Raw genomic sequence first — 11,704 nt, 5'->3', positions numbered from 1 at the left:
ACACCATCGCCGCCGGCGCCGTCCACCGCGCGAAAGAAGTGATCCCCGGGGCGGCGTGCCCCGGGGATCGACCTCAGACCGGCCGGCTCGTCACCGGTCGGTCGTCGTGCTGGGCGCGGCGTCCGCGGAACCCGTGCAGGACGGGTAGTCCTCGAACACCATGCGCGTCAGGTTGGGCCGGCACGCCGAGAGCACGTCGGCCGAGACGTTCACCTTCCAGGCCCCCGAGATCGGCAGCGCCGTCACGTCCAGGTTCCGGAGGGAGTCCTTGTGCGCCGACGCGTACTCCAGGTCGCCCTGGTCCTCGTCGATCGGCGCGAGGACGAGGAACGGACCCTCGGGCCCGTCCTCGAACGCGGCGACGACCTTGCCCGGGCGGACCGAGGTGTCGGAGGCCGTGGCCTCCGGCTGGCTGGTGGACGGCGACGTGGACGGCGTCGCGGTCGCGGTCGTGCTCGGGTCCGCGACGGTGGTCGCGGGCCCGGCGGGGGCGGTCGCCGAGGACGGCGGCCGCTCGTTGTCCGGAGTCCCCGAGGAGGACTGGGAGGAGCATCCGGCGGCCACACCGGCCACGACGAGCGCCGCCGCTACAGCGGTGGCCCTGAGGACCTTGAGTGCGGAACCGAGCCGGATACCGAGAAATACGTTCATGGTTTGTGTGTCAGTTGACAGGTCCGACGCGACGCCGGACACACGTATGCCACTGACCCTTTCGCGAAGGACCGTCCGGCCTCCGGCCGCGTTGACCACCGCTGACCGGATCTGGGAGAGAACCGCATGGTCAAGGCGCACGCCCTCGCCCCGATCCGGCCGGACTCCGGCCGCGGCCGCCTTGCCGAGCGGGCCGGGTCCGGCACGGTAGAGCCCAGCACCCGTGGTGAAGCACGGGGTCTCCTACAACCGACCGGCGCTCGTGAAGCACGAGCGCCCCAACGCAAACCGGGAACAACCATGAAGAGATTCGTCCTGAACGGGCTGCTCGCGATCGTGATCGGCGCCTTCGCCGGCGTGTTCGGCGGAGGGCTCGTCGAGCACCTGTTCCACACCTCCTCCATCGCCGAGATCTTTCACGGCTTCGGCGGCGCTCCGGCGGGGTCCGCCTGCTCCGGCTACATAGCCGACATGGTCGGCCCCGGCGCCTCCGACCGCTTCATCGCCGGCGCCCTCGGCGGCTTCGCCGGTTTCGTCGGCGCGATCGTCCGCGACGCCTACCGCGCCGCCCACGGCGCGGCGAGGCCCAGGGACAACTGCGGGCGCATCGTCGCAGGAGGTCTCGTCTTCGCCGTCGTCGGCGGCGTCGCGGTCCTCGTCGCGGCCGGAGGCTTCGGTCTCCTCGCCGCCTTCACCGTCATCGGCGGCTTCGCCGCCGGCATCGTCGTCGGCGAAGCGTTCGCCGACTTCTGAACGACCCGCGGGGGCCGGGCGACGCCAGGCCCCCGTTCCGTCCCGCCCGGCATGCCTCGAGTGTTCAAACGTACGGCCGCGTCTGTACGAGATAGGGTCGGCGCTGTGGTGCGAGGGGACGTGATCAGCGGCCGGTACCGGCTCGGCGACGAGATCGGCCGGGGCGGGATGGGGATCGTCTGGAAGGCGTTCGACCAGTCGCTGGAACGCCACGTGGCGATGAAGCGGCTCCAGGTCCCGGGTGACCTGGCCGAGGAGGACCGGGACGCCCTCAAGGGCCGGTTCCTGCGGGAGGCTCGCGCCGCCGCGAGGCTGGAGCACCCCGCGATCATCAATGTGTTCGACGTCGTCGACGACGCGGCGGGCCCGTGGATCGTCATGCAGTACGTCCAGGGCCCCTCCCTGGAGGAGATCGTCCGCGACGACGGTCCGGTCCCCGTCGCCAGGGCCGCCCAGATCGGGCTCGCCGTGCTGGAGGCGCTGGACCGCGCCCATGCGGCGGGCATCCTGCACCGCGACGTCAAGCCCGCCAACGTCCTGATCGCCGATGACGGTCGTGTCGTCCTCACCGACTTCGGGATCGCGGCCGTTTCCAACGCCACCGCGTACACCCGGACGGGCGGTTTCGTCGGAACGCCCGTCTTCATGGCCCCGGAACGCTTCCGGACCGGCACGCCGGGCCCGGCATCGGACCTGTGGTCATTGGGGGCGACCCTCTACATGGCGGTGGAGGGCCATCCGCCGTTCCGGGCCGATGAGCTGGAGGTTCTCATCGGCCGGCTCCTCATGGGGGACGACCCCGCGTTCGTCCGGTCCGGCGCGCTGAAGCCGGTCTTGAGAGGCCTCCTGGAAAGAGATCCCGGCAAACGCTGGACCTCGGTGCAGGCCGCGCAGGGATTGAAGGCCGTCCAGGACGGGCGAACTCCGACAAGGCCGCTGGTGAGGAATGCCGGACATGGGAAACCGGGAAAGGGCGCCCTGGCCATCGCGGGCCTTCTCGTCCTTCTCATTCCCCTCGTCATCGTCACGGTGACGGGCGGGGTGAAGCTCCCCTTCCACGGGTCGTCCGACTCGGGTTCGAAGGACGAGTTCGAGTCGATCCCGGACGCCTGTGCCATCCTCAGCGAGGGCCCGGCCCTCAGGGAGACCCTGTCCAACCCCGACGAGAGCGAGATCCTGGACTGGGGCCCCTACCAGAATCATGAAGACGCCGACGCCTGCACGTGGAGCGACGTCGTCACCGAGGACGGCAGTTCCAAGACCGTCGACGGCACGCTCGCGATCCGTGCCTCGCTCCCTCGGAGAGCCACGGTGGCCGACCTGCTGACGTGGACCAAGGTCCCCGGCCTCGGAGACGAGGCGGTCCGGAAAAGTCGCCTTGGTGACGGGCAGAGCGGCTGGCACGCCGAAATGGTCATCTTCACCCTGCGGAACGCCGAGATAGGCGTCTACCTCAGCGAGGCCCCTTCGCTGCGCACGGACGAGAAACGGCGAGCCAAGGTCCTCGAGATCGCCGAAATCATCGAAAGGGCCCTCAGAGAGAAGCTCTGAACCCATCGGATCCGCGGGCATACCGCCGGATCAGCACGTCGAGTGGAACAGGCCGCCGACGGCCGTGGACCGGGCTAGCTCGTTGTAGAGCCTCACGGCGGCCGTGGTCTCCTCCACGTGCACTTCGACCCCCGCTTCCTCCAGCAGCCTGAGAGTTTCCGGCATGGTCTGCAGACGTAGTTCCATGCCGCGGCTGAGCACGATGACCGTGCACCCGTGGTCAAGGAGTTCCTGGACGTCTGCGGGCTGGATCCCGGGTTGGTGACCCGTCCCGGTCTCCGACCAGTCCCAGGCGCGGCCGCCGCCGGGGTAAAGCTTGAAATCCTTGCCCGGTTCGAGGCCCTCGACTTCCATGCGGCCCCATGAGACATGTGTGATCTGAGGTGATGTCGTCATCGCGGATTCTCTCCGTCCCATGGCATGTCCGATCTTCAGGGCAGTATGGCCGGACCCGCGCTCGGGCGCCCTTCGCGCGGCCACATCGTTGCCGTTTCGCGCGGACATGGGTCAGGCAGCGCCGATGGCGCTCGGATTCCGCCGTGAACTGAAGCTAGGGGGACAGCCCGATCCGGTAGAGCGCCAGGGCGGCGAATCCGAGAAGTGACCGATCCCAGGGGAGCGGGAACGCGGTCGCGCTGATCTCATCGGCACGGTCCTGCGCCTCGGCGAGCACCTGCAATCCGGCATCGGGCATCCGATCGCCGAGCCGGATCGCGAGAGCGACGGCCGCGGTGAGCCGGACGCCGAAGGTCCCGGCGGCGAGCAAGGTCGTCAACCGGTCGTCGATCGCCGGTTCGTCCGGGGCGAGATAGCCGAGGCTGAGGTTGGCGCTCGCGCGCGCCACCCGGTGCTCCCCGGTCTCGGGGATCTCCATCAGGTGCGCGACCGCGGGCCGGGTGGCGGGAAACCAGGCCAGCAGCTCAGCCGCCATCGCGGCGATCATCGGGTCGGGATCCCGGGTCCAGGCGACGAACCGGTCGCTGATCGCAGCGGCCGCGAGGTAGGCGTCGCGGTCCCAGGACACCGCGACCGCATCGCACTCCCCGGGCTCGGCGTCCTCGTCATAGAGCCAGCCCACGACCGTTGCCACGTCGGTGCTGGTCACGTTGTCGGCCTGCGCGAACACACGGTCGGGCTCGAAAGGGAGCCAGGTGTCGTCGCGGTCTCCGAGCGCGACGGCGCGGAGCAGATCGACCACCGCCGCCCGATCGGGCGTTGCCGGATCGTCCGCCAGCTCGGTCAGGAACGGAACGACATGGCAACTCACCTGCCAGCGGGTTCCCTGGTGATAGACGTTCCCCCTCAGCCGGGCATGAGCCTGGTGACGTTCCTCGGCGTCTGCCGACAGAAGCGCTGCGAGCTGGCCGGGGACGTCGCCAGCCGGGCCGTACGCGTGGTGGAGGCCGGCCCAGTCGACCGCCTCCAGACCGTCCAGCGGGCTTCTTGCCGTGGTGCTCACGATGACCGCCCGGTCTGCTTCCGGTGCCGCATCTCCGGAAGGGGCGCGGGCGCCTCCGTTTCCGGGACGGCGTGGAAGGCCTCGATGACGTAGGCGGCGAAACGGCGGGACGCCTGGAGCCGGGCGTCGTGCGGTGCGTCCTGCAAGCCCCGGTGGGCCATGAGCATGAGGACCAGGTCGTCGACGACGAACCCGGGGCGCAGGCGGCCGGTCTCCTGGGCGCGGCGGGCCGACTCGGCGACCGCCCGCAGAGTCCGCTCCCGGTCGGCGGCGAAGTCCATGGCCTCGGGGAAGGCGGCCATGAAGGCGTCGGCGAACCCCCGGCTGCGGGCGTGGAGTTCGCAGATCCGCTCGACCAGGCTCCGGAACCCGTGCCACGGGTCGGGGTCCGCGAGGGCGTCGCGGACGATGGCCCGGCAGGCCCGCCGCTGCTCGTCGAAGGCCTCCACGATCAGAGCCCGCTTGGTCGGGAAGTGCCGGTACAGCGTGGCCGGGCCGACGTCCGCGTGCCGGGCGACCTCCCGCATCGGCGCGCCGAGGCCCTCCTCGCCGAACACCGCGCGGGCGGCGGCCAGGATGCGGGCCCGGTTGTCGCGGGCGTCGGAACGCGCGGTGTGAGGCAAACGGCCGGTCATCGCCTCTCACTTTAACCAGTCGGGCGGGTGCGCCCATTACGTTCCGAAGCCGGTGGCCCGTTCCACCCAGAGCCCGCCCGGCCTGGGGCAGGTTCGCCGTCCATGGCCGCCGCGGCCGGGACCCCGTCCCATGCATCGCCCGGAGGAACCAGGATGAAAGCCGTCGTGATCAGGAAGTTCGGCGCCCCCGAGGGGCTGGAGGTCGTTGACCTGCCCGTGCCCGTCCCCGCCCCGGGGCAGGTGCGGATCGCAGTGGAGGCCATCGGGGTGGGCGGCGTCGACGCCGTGATCCGCCGGGGGACGCTCGCCGCCCACGGCTTCCGCGAGGGCCATCTCCTCGGCAGCGAGGTCGCGGGACGCGTGACCACCGTCGGAGAGGGCGTGGACCGCTCGTGGACGGGGCGGCGCGTGTGGGCGTTCACCGGCCTGGCCGGCGGGTACGCCGAGCAGGCCGTCGCCGCTGTCGAGGACGTCCTGCCGCTGCCCGACGGCCTGACCGGCGCCGACGCGGTGACACTCGGCGGCTCCGGCGTGGTCGCCCATTTCGCCCTGGACCGGGCCCGCCTCGCGCCCGGCGAGGCGGTGCTCGTGCGCGGCGCGGCGGGCAGCATCGGCATCACGGCGGTCCAGCTCGCGGCCAGGATCGGGGCCGGCGCGGTGGCGGTCACCACCTCGTCGGCCGAGCGCGGCGCCCGCCTGCGGGACCTGGGCGCGACCCACGTCCTCGACCGATCCGGCGAAGGCGGCCCTAGCGCGCCGTCGGGCTTCGACGTGGTGCTCGACGTCGTGGGCGGACCCCGCCTTCCTCATTTCCTGGACATGTTGCACCCCAACGGGCGGTTCATAGCCGTCGGAGTGGTGGGCGGACACCCGCCGGCAGATTTCGGCATGCGACTGATGGACGCCTTCCGCAGGTCCCTGTCGTTCGCCACCTTCAGCTCCGACACCGTCCCCGGCCCAGACAGGCAGGCCGTGCGGACGTCCCAGTTCGCCGAGGCCGCGAACGGGGACCTGCGCACGGCCGTCCACGAGGTGCTGCCACTGGACCAGGCGGCGTCGGCCCACCGGAAGATGGACGCGGGCGAGGTGTTCGGCAGAATCGTCCTGACCCCCTGAGCCGGGCAGAACGGGAACGCGGTCCAGCCACTCCGCGGCTCACCGATCACCGCTTAGCGGTAATAACAAGATGTGCATGTGATGCGACATGGCGTGATGTCCGGGTGTGGTGCGGGCGGGTGCGCTCGTTGTCTTAACGGGGCTTCCGTTCCGTCCGGCTCGTTGTGCGTCTCCGGGCCTTCAAGGACGCTGCCGGGTGCAGGCCGACGATGAAGGAGTGAGCGCCGGAGACACGGACGCCTTGGACGTGGACCGGGACGAGGCCGTGCCGGATGGCGTCGGTCAGTGTTTCGGAGGTGGGCAGGAGGAGCACGGCCTTGCCGTCCGGAGCCAGTACGCGGCGAAGCTCTGTCCACCAGCGGGACGGTGAGTCGGCGAGCAGCCCGCCGGGCTGAACCTGGGCGCCCCAGGGCGGGTTGCACAGGATGCGGTCGACACTGGCGTCGGGGAGTGGAAGGCGGCCGGCGTCGCCGCGGTCCACGCGGACGGGCACGGCGGAGGCGTTGGCCCGTGCCGCTGCGACGGCGTCGGGAGAAAGGTCGAAGCCGTACAGGCGGGCGCCGGGCCGGGCGAGCGCGGCCTCTACCAGCAGGGTTCCCGCGCCGCAGCACGGGTCCAGGACGGTGTGGTCCGGGCGGATGCCTGCCAGCAGGGCCATGGCCGCGGCCAGCGGCGGGTGCAGGGTGCCCTTGATCATCCGCTGCTTGTAGGCGCGGCGGTGCAGCGGCCGGTCGCCGACCCGCATCATGAGCGCGGCGTGCGCGCCGTCCAGGGTCAGCCGCCACCCCCAGGACCCCGGCGGAGGCGCGGCGCCCGTTCGCCGCGAGTGGTAGGGGACGCCGAGCCGCCCGGCCAGAGCCATGCCCACGGCGTCCTCGGCGTCGTACCGGCTGAAGGTGCGCCGCCCGAGGAAGGAGGCGGAGACATCGATGCCCGGCACCTCGGCCGGCGCCCGCGTCAGCGCGCGGCGCAGGCGCACCAGTAGATCGGTGTCGGCCAGGGCGGCGAGTTCGGCGAGGGCGTGCAGGTCATGCTTGGTCGTCCCGATGTCGGGTCCGCACGCGGCCGACAGGAACAGGTCGTCGGCCGTGCGCAGCGCCGGGATCGGCTCCGGCCTCGACGAGCGCAGACGGAAGTGGACCTCGCGATGACCGAGGCGGGTGACGGAACCCAGCCCCGACTCCAGGATCTCGGTGGCGACTTCGGGCTCCAGGCCACGCACGCAGCGGGCGACCAGGCGGGCGCGCGGAATGCGCATGATGATCGTTCTTCTCCCACGTCAGCACCCGGGGCAGCGCTCCGCCGCCCCGCCTCGCCGACGACGGGTGATCCTCGCTTCGCCGACGGCGTGCTAACGCAGGTGGAAGAAGAACGTCATGAGCGGCAGTCTAGGCCCTTCTCCACATCCGCCTCCCGACGCCTCGTCCGCTGATTCTGTTACGACCTCTCAGGGCGGATCACTTCTTGTAGGGGGCCACCTTCTCGCGCAGCTCCTGCATGGTGCCCTGGAGGAGCTGCCTGAGCCGGTCACGGTCGGTGCCGTCGGCGTCGGCGTAGTCGTCGATGTCGATGAGCTGCTTCTTGGTGGCGGTGATGGAGTTGAGCTGGTGGTCCAGCTTGACGTCACCGAACCACGGGCTGCGCAGCATGTTCGCCATGTCGGTGCGGAACATCGCCACCAGATCGTCGGGGTCGGCGATGTGGTTCTTGACCTCGGCGACGAACGTCAGCGTCGCCTTGCTGCCCAGGACGGCCTGCTGCAGCACGCCGTCCCCGGTCTTGCGGTCCAGCACGATCGTGAAGCTGTAGAGGACCGGGTCGCCCACGGGCTTGAACCGCACGTACTGCAGGTCCCCGCCGGACTTGATCCCGATGACGGGACACCCCAGGTGCGCCATCGTGAACACCATCTCGCCGATGAGGGCCTCGTCCTTGCTCTCCCGCTCCTCGGCGTTGTTCTTGAACTTGTTGATCATCGAGAGCATGTCGTTCCTCCGGTTCAGGCGGCGATGCGGCCGTGCAGGTACTTCGCGCAGGCCTGGGTGACGGCGGCGATGTGCTCCTGCAGGACGGGGTACTTCACCGTGTAGTGGTCGGCGAAGTACGGCTCCAGGTCCAGCAGCAGGGGCACCTGCACGTAGACGTAGCCGGTGGCGAGATCCGCGTCGACGGTGAACACGCCGGGTTCCCCGACGTCCAGGAAACCGCTCTTCACCTCGGACTTCAGCGCCTGCCACACCGTCCGCGCGTCCCGCACGTACTCGCCGTAGGCGATCGTCACGGCCGCGTGCTGGCCGAGCGTCTTGGCGGCCATGACGGTGCCGGCCCGGTGCGTGAGCTGGAACATCAGCCGGTGCTTGTGCTGCCGGTGCTGGAACCGCAGGTAGTGGTGGTTGCCGTCGGAGTTCAGATCGATGAGCGCGTTGCCCTGGGCGACCGCCGCGGTGATCACGGCGCCGACGAGCAGATCGTCGATCTCGCGGGTGTGGAGCTCTTCGGAGAAACGCTGCCAGCTGCGGTTGACCAACCGGCCGAAGACCTGGTCGAGCTGCTCGGTCACGGGCACCTTCCGTCCAGTGGGATCAAGGAATGGTGGTGAGACTCCTCGCCCACCCATCCGGTTTCACGATCTGCTGTTCGAACAGCCTGGATCTCGCTTCGAGCCCGCCGCCGCGAGTGCCGGCTGTGCCGCGCCGCTAATGCTGCACGACGAACCGTCCTGTCTGCACCTCTTCAGACCGTTCCCGCATCGTCCCGCTCACTTCGCCCGGCCAGGTCGTCGCCACCGACCACGCCGCGCCGACGAGCTCCGCTCCGCCGAGGGCGGCGCCCGTCAGATCGGCCCCGGTCAGATCGGCCCCGCTCAGGCCCGCTTCCCGCAGGACGGCATAGGTGAGGTCCGCGCCGTGGAGGTTGGCGCGGACGAGGCCCGCGCCGGTGAGAGTGGCCCCGGTCAGCGTCGCGCCGGAGAGATCGGCGTCGATGAGGTCCGCGTTCGTCAGGTCCGCGCGGCTGAGGTCCGCGCGGGTCAGATCCGTTCCATACAGGTTCGCGCCGACCAGCGTCGCGCTGTACAGGGTCGCGCCGGTCAGCACCGCTCCGTACAAGGAGGCATTCCGAAGATTCGCCTCCGTCAGGTTCGCGCGAGTCAGGTTGGCGTAGGGAAGGTTCGCACCGACCAGGGAAGCGCGGGTCAGATCGGCCCTGCTCATGTCCGCTCGCGCCGACACGGGCTGAATCCGGCCTGGGCCCTGCTGTGGAGGTTGCAGGGAAGGGTACTGGGGCCGGCCCTGAGAAAAGGGTAGGGAATCCGGGCCCTGCGAAGGCCGAGCGGGAGGTGGTGGCGAGGCCACCGGCCCGGCCGGAGTGGGACCGAACGGCCGGAGCCCACGCGGCCACTGCGGACCCGGGCCTTGCGGCTGGGGCGAGGCCGCACGCGGCCGGGGTCCGGGCTGCTCGGACCCGACGGTCTCGCCGTCGGCCGTTACGGAACGCGCACCGGCGGCGACCAGGAACCGAGCCCATCGGGACGGCAGGGTCAGGCGAAGCCACGGCCTGGTGGGACGGGCGGCGGCGGCCAGGCGGCCGAGCGCGCCGTCAGCGTCCACCACTGCCCTCACCTCCTTCCGACGGCGCCGGCACGGGGGATTCGATCTTCCGCTCGGTGACCGCCACCCCGGCCAGCGCGCCGCGGATCGTGGCGGGCGCGCCCACCCCCATGATGAACGCCGGCCAGGCGCCGCTCATCGAGTCGTGCGTCGCGGCGGCGACGAGCGCGCCGAGAGCCAGCCCGCACCCGAAGACGAACAGCCGCGGCCACGCCTGCTCGGGATGCCCGTGCCACGGCCAGGTGAACCCGGCCGAACTGATCGCTGTCATCAGTGACACGAGCCCCGCCGCCAGACCGCCCGCCAACCCCCATCCAGCGGCCTCCCAGATCTCCATAGTAAGAATGTAGAGGCGAAAGCCCGCCCTGTTACGTGATCATGTACTTTTCCCGGAGACGGCGCGATGCCGCAATTCTGGTGTGAATGATTACTGACCGGCCCAGCGCGAGCGTCAGGGCCCGGCGCGGGCCTCACTGATCACGGGATGGGGCCCGGTCGGACGCCTGTGGGTTCGGCTCGTAGGCCACGACCTTCGCCATGGCGCCCGGCCGATGATCACCCCTGACGGCGACGCAGATGCCGAAGACCCGTTCGCGTCCTGTCCAGCCGTTGATCCGGCCGCGGTTGTTGCTGATCTGAACACGGCCCCTGGCCGGATCGAGGGCCGAGACGAGGTGCAGGTAGACCGTTCCGGCCACGCGGGCGAGCACGATGTCACCGACCTCCAGTCTCGCCGGATCGACCGGCGCGACGGTGACCGGATCCCCGCTCCGGATCAGCGGGACCATCGACGACCCGGAGGGCCGGAAATCCACGGTCGCGCCCTCGGCGACCCGGGCGGCGATCATCTCCATCTTTCCCACATGAGCAGGATGCGGACCTTCCCACCCGCCTGTCCATCGACTTTCCTTCCACGTCCGGATCGGGGTGACTCGACGCGCAGAGCTTGCGACTGCCCGGGGTCTCCGGACGGTATCGGCGGGGGAGTGGGAAAGAGCCCCCACCGATCAAGCGGAACAAACTAGGAGAGAACAAACATGCGTGAGCACACAGACCCGAAGGTGCTGACGGCTTCCTGGGCGGATCCCGAGACGGACCCGACCAGGATCAACTGGCCGGCTCGGCAGCGCCTGGCCCTGATCCCCTTCGAGGTGGTCGACGGCCGTCCGGTCAACCCGTGCGAGAAGACGCCCATCCAGCGTGGCCGCAACCTGCTGGGCGGCTGGGCCGAGAACCGCACCTCGGACGCGCTCGCCTCGGTCCGGGACGAGTCCGGCGACCGCTGGATCGTCCTGGTCGAGCGGAACCGCGGTCGCGGCTGGGGCCTCCCCGGCGGCTTCCAGGACCCGGGTGAGACCTCCGTGGTGGCGGCGTGCCGCGAGCTGCGAGAGGAAGCGAACCTGGACCTGCGGCGCCTGGTCTGGTACGCGACCAAGCCGCGTTACGTGCCCAGCAAGCGCTCGTCCGACGAGGCCTGGATCGTCACCGTGCCGTGCACGGTGGACCTGGGAACGCTGAACCGGCGCGACTTCCCGAGGGTGCTCCCGAAGGACGACGCGAACAAGGCGGCCTGGGTGCGTGCCAACACGTTCCAGGAACTGACCGCCGATCTGAAGGACGTCCACGGAGGTGAGGTGACCTCCAAGAACCACGTCGGCATGCTCACCGACTGGTTCGCGGCAGCCTGACGACCGCGATCGAGCAGAAGGGGCGGGTGACCGACCCTCCTGATACCACCGGGCCGGCTTCGTCATTCTTCTGAGGTCGTCGGCTGATCCATGCGCGATTCAGGGCCCGGCGTGTACCGCCGGGCCCTGAATGTTCTACTCGGAAATCTCTAGTTCGTCACCGGCAAGGGCGGCCCCGACTGGACGAAGGTCTTCGGCGAGGAGATGGTGGCGATCGGGCGCGAGCGCCGCGACGTCGTCGGC

At 70.4% G+C, this 11,704-nt stretch carries 14 protein-coding genes; 4 read left to right on the top strand and 10 right to left on the bottom strand.

Annotated features, from left to right (window positions below; all coding sequences use genetic code 11):
- Nucleotides 1–90 precede the first annotated feature (90 nt).
- Nucleotides 91–651, bottom strand: a complete 561-nt coding sequence (locus AB0C69_RS27405; protein ID WP_360358107.1) for a hypothetical protein — start codon at nt 649–651, stop codon at nt 91–93.
- 300 nt (nt 652–951) lie between these two features.
- Here AB0C69_RS27405 and AB0C69_RS27400 point away from each other — a divergent pair, with 300 nt between their 5' ends.
- Both AB0C69_RS27400 and AB0C69_RS27395 read left to right on the top strand, forming a co-directional pair.
- Nucleotides 952–1,404, top strand: coding sequence for a hypothetical protein (locus AB0C69_RS27400; protein WP_360358105.1), 453 nt, complete (start codon nt 952–954; stop codon nt 1,402–1,404).
- Between the two features lie 105 nt (nt 1,405–1,509).
- Entirely contained in the window at nt 1,510–2,955 is a 1,446-nt protein-coding gene (locus tag AB0C69_RS27395) for a serine/threonine-protein kinase (protein WP_360358103.1), read from the top strand.
- 30 nt (nt 2,956–2,985) lie between these two features.
- Here the strand turns inward: AB0C69_RS27395 and AB0C69_RS27390 are convergent, their stop codons facing one another.
- The 3 genes from AB0C69_RS27390 to AB0C69_RS27380 all read right to left on the bottom strand — a co-directional run bounded on the left by AB0C69_RS27390 (nt 2,986) and on the right by AB0C69_RS27380 (nt 5,049).
- Nucleotides 2,986–3,351, bottom strand: a complete 366-nt coding sequence (locus AB0C69_RS27390; RefSeq protein ID WP_360358101.1) for an Mth938-like domain-containing protein — start codon at nt 3,349–3,351, stop codon at nt 2,986–2,988.
- A 154-nt stretch (nt 3,352–3,505) separates the two neighbouring features.
- The gene (locus AB0C69_RS27385) at nt 3,506–4,414 is read right to left on the bottom strand and encodes a hypothetical protein (protein ID WP_360358099.1); all 909 of its coding nucleotides are present in this window, start codon (nt 4,412–4,414) and stop codon (nt 3,506–3,508) included.
- Nucleotides 4,411–5,049 (bottom strand): helix-turn-helix domain-containing protein, encoded by a 639-nt coding sequence (locus AB0C69_RS27380; RefSeq protein ID WP_360358097.1) that lies wholly within the window; start codon nt 5,047–5,049, stop codon nt 4,411–4,413. Before AB0C69_RS27380 ends, AB0C69_RS27385 begins: the two co-directional genes overlap by 4 nt.
- A 153-nt stretch (nt 5,050–5,202) precedes the next feature.
- On the opposite strand from AB0C69_RS27380, the gene AB0C69_RS27375 reads away from it, so the two are divergent.
- A complete protein-coding gene (locus tag AB0C69_RS27375; protein WP_360358095.1) occupies nt 5,203–6,165 on the top strand; it encodes a zinc-dependent alcohol dehydrogenase family protein in 963 nt (320 codons plus the stop codon).
- A 133-nt stretch (nt 6,166–6,298) separates the two neighbouring features.
- On the opposite strand, the gene AB0C69_RS27370 is transcribed toward AB0C69_RS27375, so the two are convergent.
- From AB0C69_RS27370 to AB0C69_RS27345, 6 genes are all read right to left on the bottom strand, one after another.
- Nucleotides 6,299–7,423, bottom strand: coding sequence for a methyltransferase domain-containing protein (locus tag AB0C69_RS27370; RefSeq protein ID WP_360358093.1), 1,125 nt, complete (start codon nt 7,421–7,423; stop codon nt 6,299–6,301).
- A gap of 199 nt (nt 7,424–7,622) precedes the next feature.
- Nucleotides 7,623–8,150, bottom strand: coding sequence for a hypothetical protein (locus tag AB0C69_RS27365; RefSeq protein ID WP_353833140.1), 528 nt, complete (start codon nt 8,148–8,150; stop codon nt 7,623–7,625).
- A gap of 14 nt (nt 8,151–8,164) precedes the next feature.
- Nucleotides 8,165–8,725 carry a hypothetical protein gene (locus AB0C69_RS27360; RefSeq protein ID WP_345183615.1) on the bottom strand — a complete coding sequence of 187 codons (561 nt, stop codon included), beginning with the start codon at nt 8,723–8,725 and terminating at the stop codon, nt 8,165–8,167.
- Between the two features lie 136 nt (nt 8,726–8,861).
- Complete coding sequence (locus AB0C69_RS27355) at nt 8,862–9,395, bottom strand: pentapeptide repeat-containing protein (protein WP_360358091.1); 534 nt, start codon at nt 9,393–9,395, stop codon at nt 8,862–8,864.
- Between the two features lie 367 nt (nt 9,396–9,762).
- Nucleotides 9,763–10,110, bottom strand: a complete 348-nt coding sequence (locus AB0C69_RS27350) for a hypothetical protein (RefSeq protein WP_360358089.1) — start codon at nt 10,108–10,110, stop codon at nt 9,763–9,765.
- A gap of 133 nt (nt 10,111–10,243) precedes the next feature.
- Entirely contained in the window at nt 10,244–10,636 is a 393-nt protein-coding gene (locus tag AB0C69_RS27345) for a hypothetical protein (protein WP_360358087.1), read from the bottom strand.
- A 174-nt stretch (nt 10,637–10,810) separates the two neighbouring features.
- On the opposite strand from AB0C69_RS27345, the gene AB0C69_RS27340 reads away from it, so the two are divergent.
- Nucleotides 10,811–11,461: an NUDIX hydrolase gene (locus AB0C69_RS27340; protein WP_360358085.1), complete on the top strand. Its 651-nt coding sequence runs from the start codon at nt 10,811–10,813 to the stop codon at nt 11,459–11,461.
- Nucleotides 11,462–11,704 lie beyond the last annotated feature (243 nt).

This window comes from Actinomadura sp. NPDC048032 (genome assembly GCF_040653175.1).
GTDB lineage: Bacteria > Actinomycetota > Actinomycetes > Streptosporangiales > Streptosporangiaceae > Spirillospora > Spirillospora verrucosospora.
Note: the sequence above shows the minus strand (reverse complement) of the source record. Positions and strands in the feature narration are given on the sequence as shown.